This is a genomic window from Salipiger sp. ABF4_146, from assembly GCF_056161345.1.
This window is the reverse complement of sequence record NZ_JBSWYX010000023.1, coordinates 1-14,178: the sequence shown is the minus strand read 5'-3', so window position 1 is coordinate 14,178 and position 14,178 is coordinate 1. Positions and strand designations below refer to the sequence as shown.

The 14,178-nt window shown below is 60.4% G+C and carries 11 protein-coding genes and 2 pseudogenes; 7 read left to right on the top strand and 6 right to left on the bottom strand.

Annotated elements, in window-relative coordinates:
* Nucleotides 1-127: 127 nt before the first annotated feature.
* Both ACXAJT_RS23000 and ACXAJT_RS22995 read left to right on the top strand, forming a co-directional pair.
* Nucleotides 128-807, top strand: a pseudogene (locus ACXAJT_RS23000) (IS5 family transposase); the annotation flags it as partial.
* Nucleotides 747-1,789 (top strand): annotated as a pseudogene (locus ACXAJT_RS22995) (DUF3604 domain-containing protein). The pseudogenes ACXAJT_RS23000 and ACXAJT_RS22995, both read left to right, overlap by 61 nt.
* A 558-nt stretch (nt 1,790-2,347) precedes the next feature.
* On the opposite strand, the gene ACXAJT_RS22990 reads toward ACXAJT_RS22995, so the two are convergent.
* The 5 genes from ACXAJT_RS22990 to ACXAJT_RS22970 all read right to left on the bottom strand — a co-directional run bounded on the left by ACXAJT_RS22990 (nt 2,348) and on the right by ACXAJT_RS22970 (nt 7,625).
* On the bottom strand, nt 2,348-3,649 hold the full coding sequence (locus tag ACXAJT_RS22990) for a carbohydrate porin (protein ID WP_475239657.1): 1,302 nt from the start codon (nt 3,647-3,649) through the stop codon (nt 2,348-2,350).
* Nucleotides 3,646-4,329: a hypothetical protein gene (locus ACXAJT_RS22985; RefSeq protein WP_475239654.1), complete on the bottom strand. Its 684-nt coding sequence runs from the start codon at nt 4,327-4,329 to the stop codon at nt 3,646-3,648. The genes ACXAJT_RS22990 and ACXAJT_RS22985 overlap by 4 nt, the downstream gene beginning before the upstream one ends.
* A 32-nt stretch (nt 4,330-4,361) precedes the next feature.
* On the bottom strand, nt 4,362-4,934 hold the full coding sequence (locus tag ACXAJT_RS22980) for a hypothetical protein (protein ID WP_475239649.1): 573 nt from the start codon (nt 4,932-4,934) through the stop codon (nt 4,362-4,364).
* Between the two features lie 27 nt (nt 4,935-4,961).
* Nucleotides 4,962-6,506, bottom strand: a complete 1,545-nt coding sequence (locus ACXAJT_RS22975) for a PQQ-binding-like beta-propeller repeat protein (protein WP_475239644.1) — start codon at nt 6,504-6,506, stop codon at nt 4,962-4,964.
* Between the two features lie 108 nt (nt 6,507-6,614).
* Nucleotides 6,615-7,625: a helix-turn-helix transcriptional regulator gene (locus ACXAJT_RS22970; RefSeq protein WP_475239641.1), complete on the bottom strand. Its 1,011-nt coding sequence runs from the start codon at nt 7,623-7,625 to the stop codon at nt 6,615-6,617.
* Between the two features lie 712 nt (nt 7,626-8,337).
* Here ACXAJT_RS22970 and ACXAJT_RS22965 point away from each other — a divergent pair.
* Nucleotides 8,338-9,312 carry a calcium/sodium antiporter gene (locus tag ACXAJT_RS22965; protein ID WP_475239639.1) on the top strand — a complete coding sequence of 325 codons (975 nt, stop codon included), beginning with the start codon at nt 8,338-8,340 and terminating at the stop codon, nt 9,310-9,312.
* Nucleotides 9,313-9,316: 4 nt separating this feature from the next.
* On the opposite strand, the gene ACXAJT_RS22960 is transcribed toward ACXAJT_RS22965, so the two are convergent.
* Nucleotides 9,317-11,095 (bottom strand): SLC13 family permease, encoded by a 1,779-nt coding sequence (locus tag ACXAJT_RS22960; RefSeq protein WP_475239637.1) that lies wholly within the window; start codon nt 11,093-11,095, stop codon nt 9,317-9,319.
* Nucleotides 11,096-11,194: 99 nt separating this feature from the next.
* Between ACXAJT_RS22960 and ACXAJT_RS22955 the strand changes: the two genes are divergently transcribed.
* The 4 genes from ACXAJT_RS22955 to ACXAJT_RS22940 all read left to right on the top strand — a co-directional run bounded on the left by ACXAJT_RS22955 (nt 11,195) and on the right by ACXAJT_RS22940 (nt 13,884).
* The gene (locus tag ACXAJT_RS22955) at nt 11,195-11,878 is read left to right on the top strand and encodes a DinB/UmuC family translesion DNA polymerase (protein WP_475239635.1); all 684 of its coding nucleotides are present in this window, start codon (nt 11,195-11,197) and stop codon (nt 11,876-11,878) included.
* Nucleotides 11,879-12,098: 220 nt separating this feature from the next.
* Nucleotides 12,099-12,713 (top strand): LuxR C-terminal-related transcriptional regulator, encoded by a 615-nt coding sequence (locus tag ACXAJT_RS22950; protein WP_475239633.1) that lies wholly within the window; start codon nt 12,099-12,101, stop codon nt 12,711-12,713.
* Between the two features lie 204 nt (nt 12,714-12,917).
* On the top strand, nt 12,918-13,088 hold the full coding sequence (locus ACXAJT_RS22945) for a hypothetical protein (protein WP_475239631.1): 171 nt from the start codon (nt 12,918-12,920) through the stop codon (nt 13,086-13,088).
* Nucleotides 13,089-13,320: 232 nt separating this feature from the next.
* Entirely contained in the window at nt 13,321-13,884 is a 564-nt protein-coding gene (locus tag ACXAJT_RS22940) for a hypothetical protein (protein WP_475239627.1), read from the top strand.
* The last annotated feature ends 294 nt before the right edge of the window (nt 13,885-14,178 follow it).

Below are 14,178 nucleotides of genomic sequence, written 5' to 3'. Positions count from 1 at the left end.
CTAGGGCTTCGTCGCGGGCAGTTTCTCCGCGAGCGCTGCGACCGTGGGCGGCATGCCGGGCTAGGGCCAGGATGCATTGATCTCATTTGCGCTGCGTGATTCACGCCTCCGAAAACGGAGCGATTACATGAGCGATCTCTTCTGGCTGACCGACGCGCGGGTGGCACGTCTGGCTCCCTTTTTTCCCAAGTCACACGAGACGCCTCGGGTCGATGGCAAGCGAGTGCTGAGCGGGATTATCTTCATCAATCGCAATGGCTTGCGTTGGCGTGACGCTCCTGCTGCATATGGTCCTCACAAAACACTTTACAGCCGCTGGAAGCGTTGGAGCGAAAAGGGCATCTTCGCGCGGATGATGGCCGGACTGGCGGCGGAACACGGTGAGAAGACGACCGTGATGATCGACGCGACATACCTCAAGGCCCACCGAACGGCGACCAGCATGGCCGCCAAAAAGGGGGGCGTGGTCGCCTGATTGGTCGAACCAAAGGCGGTATGAACACCAAGCTGCACGCCATCTGCGACAGTCCGGGGCGACCGATCGACCTGTTCGTCACCGCTGGACAGGTCAGCGATTATATCGGCGCACGGGCGCTGCTCAGTCGCCTACCAAACGTCAAATGGCTACTAGGGGATCGTGGCTATGACGCTGACTGGTTCAGAGAAGCGTTGCAGGACAAGGGGATACGCGCCTGCATCCCAGGCCGGAAGAAACGCAAGACGCCGGTCAAATATGACAAGCGGAGATACAAGCGGCGCAACCGCATCGAGATCATGTTCGGCAGGCTCAAGGACTGGAGGCGCATCCTTTCCTAAGCCCCGATGATGAGTTCGCCGATCACGACACCTGGGACGCCTCGAACCTCAATGGCACCGAAGTGAAGACCCCCGACATGCTCGCCGGGGAATACGCCCGCGAGGCGCTGAAGCGCGGGCTTGCCATCGAGCGCGATCTTGGGGTGAACCCCTTCAAGTTTGGCATGGTCGGCGCCACGGACTCGCACACCAGCATGGCCACGGCGCAGGAGGACAACTTCTTTGGCAAGCATTCGGGCGTCGAGCCCGAGCCGCACCGCTGGGAGCATGCGGTGATCGAAGCGCCCGACCCGTCGTTGACCATCTACGGCTGGAAGCAGGCGGCGGGCGGCCTCGGCGCGGTCTGGGCCTCCGAGAACACCCGCGCGGCGATCTTCGACGCGATGATGCGCAAAGAGACCTATGCGACCACCGGCTCGCGCATGACGGTGCGCTTCTTTGGCGGCTATGACTTTTCCGAGGCCGACACGATCAGCCGCCTTCCGGCGGACGCGGGCTATGCAAAGGGGGTGCCCATGGGAGGCGATCTCGGGGCTGCTCCGGATGGCGCCGCGCCCAGCTTTCTGATGGCGGCGCTGAAGGACCCGCTGTCGGGCAATCTCGACAGCATTCAGATGGTGAAAGGCTGGATCGACGCCGAAGGCGCACCCATGAAAAGGTCTTCGACGTGGTCTGGTCGGGCGACCGGGCGCCAGATGAAAACGGCAAGCTGCCGGATGTGGGCAATACAGTCGATGTGGCCAACGCAAGCTGGACCAACACCATCGGCGCGCCCGAGTTGATCGGCGTCTGGCAGGACCCGGAGTTCGATGCCGCGCTGCCAGCCTTCTACTACGCCCGGGTGATCGAGATCCCGACGCCGCGCTGGACCGCCTATGAGGCGAAGCGCTTTGGCGTCGAGGTGCCGGAAGAAGTGCAAATGATCACCACCGAGCGCGCCTATACCTCACCGATCTGGTACAGCCCGATGTGAGTATGTCTGGGATGGTCAGTGGGGATGGGCGGCCCGAGAGTCGTTCATTCCTCTTTGTCGCGCTGCAGCGAAGATCCGGAAAGTCCGCATCGGCGGCCCTGAGGCTAGGCGCAGCGAATGGTGGGTTTAGACTCCCGGGTTTGGTGCGGCCTTGAACGACCGCTAACGTGATCTGCGCTGCGGTGCAGAACCCCGTTTGCTGCGGCTGCGAGTAATTCCTTCGTCATGCTGCAATTGCACCAGCTAATCGCCGAATGGCCGGAAAGTCCGCGATCCGGTCGGTGAAGATCGGCTGCCGCATGACAGCTCCGAGCCCACAGACGACCTCGGTCTTACGCGCAACATTCGACACGATGGCGGAAACCGGTCATTCGCCTCATACGCGAGCTACGCTGATTGCTGGCCAAAAGCTGACATCCTAGACCAACTCAAACCGATGAAAAAAATTACGTAGTCGCATGGCGCCCCCGAAACCATTCCGTGCCTATGTCGCAGTTGCGGCAGGCAACGCCAAAGAGCAGCAATCTTGACTTAACCGTCGGGCGCAAAGGCGGCGGTTCAGAACGTCGCCCTTATCCTCAGTCCGACAACCGCCACAGTTGTCTTGTTGGGGTTGGCGATCGGGTTCTTGATGACTTGAATGGACGGGGTGATCGCGAGGTTGTCCAGAAGCTGAAATCGGTAGTAGGTTTCACCAGTGATCTGCTCCTGAAGGGCGCTGTTGGATGGCTCTCCCCAGGCGATGCCCATCCCGAGAACATCGCGGGCTTTGCTAGCGGTTGTGTCAAATGCAAAGCTGACCCCGATCGCGAGGTCCTTTTTGAAGAGAGACGCGTTGCCATCTGAGATACCAGCAACAAAGAACGGCATGACCTTGTCGTCGAACATGAGCTTGCTAGCGACGATATTCGCGCCATAGCTTTCGGCAACGCCTGCTTTCACACGCGCATCTTGATGCCAGAGATGGAGCCGCACCTGATCCCAGCGGGCGCGTTCGGGCGTGGTGGTATACCAGCGAAACTCAAGCGATTTCAAAAACTCACTCTGGCCGATCGTGTCAAACGGGTTGTCGGTTGTCTTGGCATTCGCATCATGTATGCCGAACAGCCCGACGAAATTCGGCGAGAACTGGTACGCGAAACCGCCACCGATGCCACGTCCGGGAAATGCGCGGGTGTTGCTGGCTTGTAGGGCGGTGTTCTGAAACCCACGTTTTGGCGAAGACAGCGCGTGCCCGCCGTAAAATCCGACGGCGCTGATCTTGCCGACAACAAAGCGCAGGCGCCCGTCCATCAGCGACTGACGCCATGCCAGTTCCGAAAGATTGGCATTCTTGTAGTCGCTGAAACCGGTCCCGACAAGCGTTCCGCTGCCGAAACCATTCCCCAGTTTAGACGGCGGAACTGCGGTTCCGAATGTCGAACGGTCCTCAATTCGGAATGTTAGGCGACCGGCGTTTTTCGTACCTCTTCCGACCAATGTCCATGAGCCGTTCAATTCGATTCGACCGGCGGCGGCCTCGTCGGGGCCGGTGCTGTTGTTCGATTTCTGGTGCAGCGACTGGTAGCTGAAGTTCAGCTTGAGCCCGTATTTGTCGTTCCAGCGGCGCTTGGCGTCGAACCAAGGTTTCAGCGGCTTTCCGGGGATCTTGAAAAACGCGCCGGTGGCAATATCGTCTTGGTGGATATCCTCGGTAACGCTGTCGCCCCCTTCCAGAGACGGCGCCGGGCCGTAACCTGACCGCGACTGGGCAAACCCCGTCGAAACCGTCAGTGCCAGCGCTAAAAGAGCGGCGGCGGGACCAAGCGCCCTCCACGGTTTGGCCCTCATGATCTGGAGAGACGCGCCTTGCATGATCATTTCACCACTTCCAGGGAATAGTATTGATGGAAGCCGTCGCCCACCATGTGTGATGCAACATCGCCTTTCTGGTCGATCACGAGATCGTCCTCTGGGCTGCGCACCCGGAATTGCCAGCCCTCGGCAATTGGCATGACCGCCTCAAGCTTGGCCGGATCGCCATCGGGAACCTTGCTGCCATAGGCGTTCATGACATAGGCGTTGCCTTCGGCGTCGACCAGTTCATAGACGGGGCGTCCCGCCTTGTAGATCATCCTTTGCGCCTTCTTGGTGACATATGGCGCGTAAGGGTCGGCACCTTCTCCCGATCCCAGCGCGGCAAGGGGCAGCGTCGCCGCATAGCGGGCTTCGATCCCGCCGAAATTCTTGCTTTCGCCAAACCCCAGAACTTGCTCGTCCATGGCCCAATACTTGGGTCCGTTCAGTTGGGCTTTCTGGGCACCCTGATTGGCGGCAATCTGCGCCGGATCAAGCGCATCCCATTGTTCTGGCGGGCAGCCGGGCGAGGCCGAGGTGTTGTAGATTTCCACCCTGTCCTCAAAAATGAGCAGGAATTCACAGAACCGCATGCCCCGGGTGCCGGTCAGGGTGAAATTCTCGATTTTCTGGTCCGCCGCATAGGCAGCAGCAGTCAAACCACTGGACAGCCAAAACATAAGCCATTTCAGAAGTGTCTTCATGGAGTGCCTTCCTTTCACATCGAGGTTCGCATTCAGCAGTCCGAGTTGACGCAATTTGCCGCCGCGACACCGCGCCATCCAGCGACCCCCGGGCCACGCGCGCCGACGCCGACTCCATGAAATCCGGCACCAACACCGCCACCCGGACCAAATGTGTCGATGAATAACGCCGCAGCGCCGCCGGATTCGGGCATGGTGCCCTCGAGCACCCTGTACCCGTAAAGGAGATCGTCGCCTTCAATCCGGGGATCGGTCACGACAATTACAACGGCATGATTTTTCTCCATGTTCGGATCAAAGACCGACAGGGTCGCGTTCGGTGGGGTCACGGCAAAGCTGTCCTCGCCAGTGTCCCAGTGATCTACAAATGTGGCCGTGTCGATATGGCCTGCCACCCTAGCCGGACGGTCGCTGAAATAGATGGTCTGGTCTGCAACATCGGTCAGCCGCAATGCCCCAGCCGCTGTATCCGCTTGCATTGCACGTGCGCCCTGAACGAAGAGTAGATGCAAGTCTTCTTCGGCATGCGCTGCGGTGATCGAAAGTGCAGACCCGAACAGGAATGCTGCGATTGAGCTTGTCATCTGGCGTCGCGAAATGTTCATTTTGCTGGCCTTTCCTTGCTAACGGTTTCAATCGCGCTTAGGCATCGGTTGGAGAACGATGAAGCCCTTGTCCCACATGTAGTAGAACCGCCCGCCAAAGCCCGGCGACAGCAGGGTGTTGAAGTTCATCGGTTCGAAGAAATCGGACTCGGCCAGCAACCTGCCGGTCTTGGCGTCGAGCCAGATCGCCTGTTGTTTGTAGGGTGGGTTCGAGGTCTGCATAAGCTGTTGTTGCGTCACGCCGGGTTCTGCGCGGGCAGTGCCCAGAACCCGTTTGTCAGCCGGGCCATAAAGCGCCTGAAGCGCGGTTGTGGCGCCGTCCATTGTCCATGCAACGGTCATCTCCCCGCTGGATCGGTCCATGGTGACCGCGCCGATTTTCATCATGTTCTGGTCGGCCGAAAACACCGTCGAGTTCTCGGCATCCACGGCGGCCTTGGGCGGCGCCCAGCTCAGCCCGGTGGGCAGATCGGTGCCAAAGGGATAGACGCGGGTGATCCTGCTCGGGTCACTCTGGTTGATCGCGACGAGGGCGGAAGCGGCTTTCTGACTGGGTAGTCCGTTCACCTGTATCACGACCCAGTCTCCGAGGATGCCGGGGGCGTCTCCTACGGTCTGGCCTTCGGCGAGATAGTCGGCGATGACCCAGTTGTCGTCTTTTGACAGTTTGCGGTTTGCGGGATTCCAGAAGAACCGGTGAACCCGCGCAACGGTGGGCGCGTAGATCGCGATCTTGCCGTCATGTTCGGTGATCGTGTGAGGGGTGACCGCGTTTTCGGGAACGCTGATCCGGTCCAGCAGGTCGAAGGTTTCAGGATCAACCGCGAGGATCGTGGAGCCGGGCGACTTGGCCGCGCCGCCCGGGCATTGGAACGCGGCCAAGGTGCCCTGGATAGTGCAGGGGGTGGCGCGGGTCTGGTTCTTGATGATGAGCGTCCCGTCGGGGGCAATCGTCAGATGCTTGAAATTGCTGCCCTCTGGCGGGGCATCGGCGGGGAGCGCGAGGTGTTGCAGGATCCGTCCGGTGTCGCCATCCAGCTTGACCAGGTGGTTGCCGAAGGCGATGGGGATATTTCCGTCCGGCAGGATGTTGAGGTTGGCGGCCCCGACCCAGGCGCCCGAGACATTTCCGTTTTCCAGCACGGTGCGCCAGATTTCCTTGCCGGTGGTCGCGTCGACCTTGGCGACCCAAGGACCAACCGGAACGACGCCCTGCGCGGGAGGGTTGTTGCCACCCGTGAGGTACAATTCACCGGGGTGGCGGTTGTTCATAAACAAAACGCCTTGGTATTCGCCGTCGGCGCGATAGGCATAGACGTCGTTCGGCCCGTCCCAGTCGCCAAGGAAACTGGCACAGGGATAGGCCTGACTGCGGGTGCTGTCGGCGACCTCGGCCCCGTTCATGGATTTGAAATAGCCGGGCGTGTCGAGCCCTTGGACACATTCCCATTCCTTTGCGATTTGCCCCAATTCGCCAGGCATGGGGCCGTTTGCCATCGCAAAACTGTCTTGCGCCACGGCGCCTGTTGCCAGTGCCTGAGACATGATTGCTGCCAGAAACGCTTTGTTCATCCAAATCTACTCCCGCGAATGCGCCTTGAGGCTGCACAAGGCGCTTGTTTCTTTCCAAGGAGTATAGGCAGGGGGTGAGCGCGTGGATTTTACTTTGCGCGCCAAAAATTACGGGCTGCGGTTTGCGTCCAGTTCCGAGGGCGAAAGACCGGTCAGCCTGCGCACGGCGCGCGTCAGGGCGGATTGCGCCGAATAACCCAGTCGTTCGGACAAATCGGCCAATGACACGTCTTCTTCGTTCAACTGTGCCAATGCGAGATTGCGGCGAACCAGATCGAGTTGCTCGGAATAGCTCGTGCCCTCTTCGTTCAAGCGCCGCTGCAAGCTGCGCACGCTGCTGCCAAAGGCGTTTGCAATACGTTCGATGCTGGGCTCTCCGCCGTGCAACATCGCGGCGATCACCGGTCGCACGGAAGCCGCGAGCGTAGGATCGTCAACCAAGGGCGCAATCTGTGCATGCCGGGGATTTGCCATTCGGTCCCGCGCGACGGATTGGAACGGCACCTGTGCGACCGAAAGGTCGATCGTGATTGTCAGTGACGCATTTTCAGAGGGAGACAGACGATCATCGAAAGACGGTGAGATATGCGCCAGCCCAAGTTGGGGATGGGGGACCATTTCGACGCGCCGAAACAATGGTGGATGCAGTCCGCTAAAGCGCAATATCTGTTGGATCATCGATAAAAACAGCACATGCATTGCATGAAGGCTCTCGTCATCCAGCGGGAATTTGAGCGTGTGGAAAATCTGCACATGCTCTTCGTCGACGCCAATCCGAAAGGTTTCGTGACTCGAGTGCATGGGCATCGCGAAGCTAAGCCGCTGAAGCGCTTCGAGGGGCGTGCGTGCGCCGAGCGCGACCCCGCCAATGAAACCGATTTCTGCCAAGCTTGCCTGATTAACGATGCGCGTGCCAATGTCAGGACCGTGATCCCTTGCCAGCAGCCTCAGCAGGTCAATCGCGCTGCGCAGTGGGATCGGGTCCAACGGGGACAGCGCGCACCAGTAGTCAAGGTCTGCCTCTGCAAGGTAGGGGCCGGAGCGCAGGCGGTTCGCCTCGATCCACCGGACCAGCGGAAGCACGTTTGCAGCACGTATGAGGGGAATGGTTTTGGTCAATGACTGGGCGCAACGCGAGATCGATCAATGGGTACGGCAACGGTACGATTTTCCATCGGGGGGCCAACCATTGCAACGGTTTATTTCCCCGGACCGTCCCCGAAACGATCGACTACCTCTCGCAGCACTATCTAGCCAATTACAAGAAAAAGCTTTTGCCTTCCGCTTGACGCGTTCATGCCCGCGTATCTGTCTTTGGATGGCAAAGCCAAAAGTACCAGGTTGCTCTGGTCTCTCACTGTTCACAGGAGGGCGCGAACGTCTCCAACTAGCTTTGGCTGTCGTCGACCTTCGCACGCGCGGCGAATGCCCGGTTTTGCGTAGTTGTGATAGGGTTGACGGTTAGGTGATGGATGTCCGGTTTGGGGCCGGAACGACCTGTTTCCCGGATTCGGCTGAATGCCTGAAAAGTCCGCGCTGCTGACCTCGATGCCGCGCGCGGTGAACGGCAGTGCGGAGCCCAAACGCGACATTTACTTTTGGCCTATCCTCGCAACCGCGGCAGTCGCGGTCTTCCTCAACACGGACATAAACGTTGATTGGCCGGCAGTACCACTATGCATCGAGCGCAGATCATTCTTGATTGCCTCAACTCAGCAATTCCGTGAGGCAGTGAATTCCTCCACGAGCCGACCTCCCGGACCTTGAAGGCCATCACAGGAATCGCCACTTCCATCCGCGATGCGCCGGCTGGTCGGCGTCGGAGTTCAACATGGTCGAGACTTGGCTGCCGCTCATCGCGGGGTTTGTGTTGCTGGTTGCTGGCGGCGAGTTGCTGGTGCGAGGCGCGGTGCAGGCCGCTGAGCGGTTGGGTGTTTCACCTCTGGTCATCGGCCTCACGCTCGTCGGCTTCGGAACCTCGATGCCGGAGCTTGTGACCTCGGTGCAGGCCGGGCTCAGCGGCTCGCCCGGCATCGCCTATGGCAATATCGTCGGCTCCAACATTGCCAACATTCTGCTGATCGGCGGCATCTCGGCGTTGATCTGCCCGGTGATCGTCGCCGAGGCCGCGCTCCGGCGTGATGCGGCTTTGATGCTCGGGGTGGCGGCGCTCTTCGCGGCGCTGGCGATCGCGCTGCCCATGGGGCGCCTTCTCGGCGCAGGTTTTGTCGCGGGTCTGGTCGCCTACATCGTCATGGTCATCCGGCAGGAGCGTACGACAGGCGAACATGGCGCGATCCACGACAAGAGCGCGGCGCTGTTACAGGCCGATCCCGGCCTTGGCGCCGCCTCGCGGCGCCGTGGGCTGATCCTGCCGCTGCTGCTGGCCCTTGCCGGGCTTGGCCTCGTGGTGCTCGGCGGTGCGCTGCTGGTCGATGGGGCGGTCGCGCTGGCGCGTGCCTTCGGCATCGGCGAGACGGTGATCGGCCTGACTATCGTTGCGGTCGGCACGTCGATGCCGGAGCTTGTGACCTCGGTGATCGCCGCGCTGAAGCGGCAGGGGGATGTGGCCTTCGGCAATATCGTCGGCTCCAACATCTACAACATTCTCGGCATCGGGGGCACCACGGCGCTGATCGCGCCGGGCGCGGTGCCCGCCGAGATCACCGCCTTCGATGCGCCGCTGATGGTGGGCGTGAGCGCCTTGCTCGTGGTCTTCGCAGCGACTGCGCGCCGCATCGACCGCTGGGAAGGGCTGGCGTTGCTCGTAGGCTACGGCGCTTATCTCTACCTGCTCTGGCCCTGATCCCCTACGGCTGCAGCGGCCAGAACACCGGGGCCAGCAGCACCGTCACGACGCCGGCCATGATGTTCATCGGCAGGCCCAGACGCAGGAAGTCGGTGAAGCGGTAGCCGCCAGCATTGTAGACCATCGTGTTGGTCTGATAGCCGATCGGCGTCGCAAAGCTGGCGCTGGCGCCGAACATGACGACCACGGCGAAAGCCCGCGGGTCAAGCCCCAGCGCCTGTGCCACGCCGATGGCAATCGGGGTCATGATCACCGCGACAGCGTTGTTGGTCACCACCTCGGTCAGCACCGACGTCACCGCGTAGATCAGCGCGAGTGCGAGGATTGGGCTGAGCTGCGCCAGCGGCCCGGAAATCCCGTTCACGATCAGCGCCATGGCCCCGCTGCGCTCCATCGCGGTGCCCAGCACCAGCATGCTAACGATCAGCAGCAGCAGGCGGCCGTCGATGGCGCCGATGCCCTCGTCCGGCTCGACGCAGCGGGTCAGTAGGACGATGGCGGCTCCGATGATCGCCAGCGGCAGGATCGGCGCAAGCTCGAGCGTCGCGCCCAGCACGACCATGGCCAGCACCGCCAACGCAATCGGTGCCTTACTGCGCCGGAATGCGCGGGCCTGCAGCGGTGCCAGCAGGATCAGATCCTCATCCCGCGCGAGCCGCGCGATGTCCTCGGCGGGCCCATCCAGCAGCATCGTATCGCCCGGGTTCAGCTGCAGCCGGTCCTCCAGCAGATCACGCGCGCTGCCCTTGCGGTGCAGGGCGATGGGGTAGACGCCGTGGCTGCGCCGCCAGCCAAGCTCCGCGACCGCGCCTTTGCGGTCCGTCACCAGTGCTTCGACCACTTGATGACGCCGTGCGTTTGCCGGCTCGAGACCGGCAATGGCAAGACTGCGCGAGCTCTCGCCCCGGTAGCCCGCCACCTCTGTGTCGGAAGTATGCAGCACCACCCGGTCGCCGGGGTGCAGCACCTCGGCCTGAAGGCTGTGCCGCAGCGAGACATCCTCGCGTATGAGGTCCACCAGCCGGGTGGCGCTGCGCCGAAAATCGGGAATGTCACTCAGCTTCCGGCCGATCAGCGGCGAGGTCGCGGGCACGAAGAGCTCGACCCGCCATGACCGTCCGCTGCGCGGCGGCTGCATCTCGGCCAGCGCCAACCGCTCGGGCAGCAGGCGCGGCGCGGCCACGGCAAGAAAGAGGCTGCCCAGCAAAGCCAGCGCGATGCCGAGCGGGGCAATCTCGAAGAGCGAGAAAGGCGCGAGATCGAGATCGCGGGCGACCCCGTCCACAAGGATGTTCGTCGAGGTGCCGATGAGCGTGCAGGTGCCGCCCATGATCACCACGAAGCTGAGCGGCATGAGGAACCGCGAGGCGCTGGTGCCAAGCTGTCGGGCCAGTCCGAAGACCACCGGGATCAGGATCATCACCACCGGCGTGTTGTTCATGAAAGCCGAGGCAATCGCCGCCAGTGCAAAGAAGAGCAGGATCGTCCGCCGCGGATGCCGGAGCATGCCGCGCGCCAGCCCCTCGGCCACCGCCTCGAGCACCCCGGTGCGCACCAGCGCGGCGCTCAGCACGAACATCGCGCCGATGGTGGCCGGGGCGGAGTTGCTCAACGCCTTGAGCACATCGTCGGTGCTCACGAGGCCGAGCAGCAGCGCCACGGCCACACCGCCAAGGGCGGTGACCTCGGCGGCGAAGCGCTCGGTCAGGAACAGGGCAAAGACGGCAGCCACCAGAAGAAGGGCGCCCTGAGGCGCGTAGGAACCGAGATCGAAAAGCATGGGAGGCACCCGGATAAAGGCCGCGCTGAAAGGCGCCGTCGGCAAGGCGCAGGTGGCGCGGGCTCTCGGCCCGCCGCACCCTCTTTGTGACGATCGAGCATGCCACCGATTGAGGTGCGCGAGAATAGGGATATTCAAACCTCGCTCGGCCGTGACCCAAGGCAACCTTCTGCGGGAGTAGCAGAACGCCCAGAGACTAAGAAAAGCATGTATGGGCACGGGCGAGAGCTCCCTCGGGATGCCAGGACGCCCGAAAAAGTGGAAGCCTGCGCCCGACAACTCCTGCTGAGCGCTGCCCGACGATTGCGTCGTGACGATCTTCGCGCTGCCAAGCTCACTTTGAGCTTCCGGGGAGGACGCGGGCCCGATGAAGCTCGATGGAGCTGGAATGACAGCTTCACGGCGGCAAGGGACGACCACACCTTCATTCGCTCGTCGTCTAAGGGATTGCGGGAGGCCCGCCGATCGCTGCCTTACGTACCGCGCGCTGTGAGCGTCATGTTGCACGGCCTGGCCTCGGATGCTGACATCACTGGAGACCTTTTCGGCGGCGCGCTCGACGAGGAAGGCGGCGCTGCCATGCGCGAGAAGTGGGAGAAAGTAAGCGAGCTGATGGACGACCTACGCCGGCTTCACGGTGCGAAGGCCCTTTCCATAGGCGCGCAGGACGAGATTTCCGGAGGCTACGTCGGCGCCAAGATTGCCTTCGGTCGGATCCCAGATGAAGCCGACTTTAGCGAAGCTCCGACGGCAGACGAGGAGACCCAGTTCCTGTCGTTCTAGGGGGATGGCCTGAAAGCAGCTGACTCTGCCACCCGAGGAGTTGTCTAATGTCGTTGCAAACTCCTGAAGCTCAGCATGTGCCCTTCACAGGGCTTGGCATCAGATGTTTTCATCTGACTGCAGCTCTACGGTCTCCCGGAATGCGATGATCAAGTGCCTAGAGCGGGCTTACATCTTAGGATATATTGTTGTTCTAGATTTTCCTTAAGGCGAGTTTAAGATGCGTATACTGTTAGCCGACGACCATTCTCTGATGAGAGATACCTTGAGCGCCTTCATCTCTACGGTGGACGACTACGAAGTTGTCGGTGTTGGCACTTTCGGAGAAGCGATGAAGCTTGCGGATGGGGGCCAGACATTTGACCTTGTCGTGTTGGACTACGACATGCCCGGAATGCTGGGGCTCGAAGGCCTGAAGCGGATGATTGAGCATCCTGATATTGAGAAAGTAGCCCTCATCTCAGGGGTAGTCCGCAAGGATGTCGCTGAAGAGGCACTTGCCCTAGGAGCTGCAGGGTTCCTGCCCAAAACACTTACGCCCAAATCTCTCTTAAACGCTTTGCGGTTTATGGCGATGGGGGAGGTCTATGCGCCCCTGGCATTCATGACACAAGAAGATAGTGAACCCGAACATCCCGTCATTTCGAAGCTGTCATCGCGCGAACGCGAAGTCTTGAAAGGTGTTCGCGCTGGGAAATCCAACAAGCAGATAGCGCGCGACCTCGACCTCGCAGAGCCAACGATAAAATTATACCTGAAAACACTGTACCGAAAGTTGGGGGTGTCGAACCGAACTCAAGCGGCAATGTTGGCGCAGGAGGTTTCCTCACTTTGAGGTAAATCGGTACTACCGATGATACGCCCATGCCCTTGCTCGCCAAACGATCAAAAGTTCTTGGTGGAGTTCTCTGTTTGTGCTAACAAACGGCTCCCACCGGCTGCCCCGGTGGACACCCTTACATCTAGCATCTGCCAGTGGACGATATTCGTCGCCCTACTGGTGCTACCTTGTCTGGGCACAAAAAAGGAGAACTTTCACATGGGTATTTTCAGCACCGAGCAGTCCACCGTCATCGAGCAGCTCCTCCAACGCGGCATGTCCGATTTCGATATCGCCCAGCGGGTCTGCCCGGCGGGTGAAGACCCAGAGCTGCTGCTCGAGGCCGTCTCGATCCATCGCGAGAAACATGGTCAGGGCGCCATCGCCTGAAGACGACAAACATTTTGAATTTGATCCCGTCGGAGATCCGCTCCGGCGGGACTTCTGTTTGGTTGGACTTGGGTGGTTGAACGGCAGAACAGAGAAATCGCTCTAGCGTCTTGGTCTGGAGCTGGTCTCCGAGGTCAGCAGCTCTGGCCATCTACGGGTGAGGGGCGTATCCTGATTTTCGTTTATGGAGCAAGCTCTCGAGTCGTTGGTTTAAGAGTTCGGGAAGAATGGTATGCAGACGTTTGCTGAGTTTCTGAATGATCTCGAGATCGCAGCGGCTGTCCGTCCAGGTCACTTCAATGGCTCGAGGACAGTTGGCTACGCGATCTCCAAACACATGATCGACCCGGAAATCTTTGCGCGGATCCTGCAGATGCGCTTCAACCTCACCGAAGAGGATGTGGCTCGCCTCGTACGTTTTGACGATACGATGACCTTGGAAAAGATGTTTCAGACCTTGGTCGACCACTCAGCGAACCGACCTCCCGAAAGTCAGAGGACTGAAAAGCCGGGAAAGCGGTGGTACCCGCCGTACTGCCACGAGTTCATTGCGTCACTCGAGCGGCTCGCTAACAAGGAACGCAGGTCGTATAACTACCACACCCGCGTTTCAGACATCATTTCACCCAACGCAATTGCACCCCAGCCTTTCATGGAGCTCTTGAAGCGTTCTTTCCGCAAAACCGAGGACGAAATCGACAAAGCCGTTCGGGTGCTAGATCGTGAGACAACACTTCGCCAGCTCTACGTGCAGCTCCGCGGTGCTCATTTGCCTTGGTTCGCAAGTGAAAGATGACCTTAAGTCAATTAGTGCTTGCGAATCTACTTGGAGTTGCGGACCTTAGCTATGTCGAAAGCAATCTCATTTGGTTTTTGACACGACGTCGTAGCGGGTACTCCCAACATCCCCATTTGTGCCGCTACGTAGTCCCGATAGGGGCGTGCTCGTTATCCCCAAGAGCACGCCCCGACACCTTCCAAGTTTTTTCGTCGAAATTTGCCTAGGCTCAGGACTCGTTCTCCTTCAAAGCCAGAAGATTACGGTCGCAGCGAGTGCGATTGCTGAGAAGAAGGCTTGTGGGCAGCGGTC

Excerpts from the sequence above, each read along its gene's own strand:
- ACXAJT_RS22990 (WP_475239657.1), bottom strand. The coding sequence starts at position 3,649 with ATGATCATGCAAGGCGCGTCTCTCCAGATCATGAGGGCCAAACCGTGG.
- ACXAJT_RS22985 (WP_475239654.1), bottom strand. The coding sequence starts at position 4,329 with ATGAAGACACTTCTGAAATGGCTTATGTTTTGGCTGTCCAGTGGTTTG.
- ACXAJT_RS22980 (WP_475239649.1), bottom strand. The coding sequence starts at position 4,934 with ATGAACATTTCGCGACGCCAGATGACAAGCTCAATCGCAGCATTCCTG.
- ACXAJT_RS22975 (WP_475239644.1), bottom strand. The coding sequence starts at position 6,506 with ATGAACAAAGCGTTTCTGGCAGCAATCATGTCTCAGGCACTGGCAACA.
- ACXAJT_RS22965 (WP_475239639.1), top strand. The coding sequence starts at position 8,338 with ATGGTCGAGACTTGGCTGCCGCTCATCGCGGGGTTTGTGTTGCTGGTT.
- ACXAJT_RS22960 (WP_475239637.1), bottom strand. The coding sequence starts at position 11,095 with ATGCTTTTCGATCTCGGTTCCTACGCGCCTCAGGGCGCCCTTCTTCTG.
- ACXAJT_RS22955 (WP_475239635.1), top strand. The coding sequence starts at position 11,195 with ATGCCACCGATTGAGGTGCGCGAGAATAGGGATATTCAAACCTCGCTC.
- ACXAJT_RS22950 (WP_475239633.1), top strand. The coding sequence starts at position 12,099 with ATGCGTATACTGTTAGCCGACGACCATTCTCTGATGAGAGATACCTTG.
- ACXAJT_RS22945 (WP_475239631.1), top strand. The coding sequence starts at position 12,918 with ATGGGTATTTTCAGCACCGAGCAGTCCACCGTCATCGAGCAGCTCCTC.
- ACXAJT_RS22940 (WP_475239627.1), top strand. The coding sequence starts at position 13,321 with ATGCAGACGTTTGCTGAGTTTCTGAATGATCTCGAGATCGCAGCGGCT.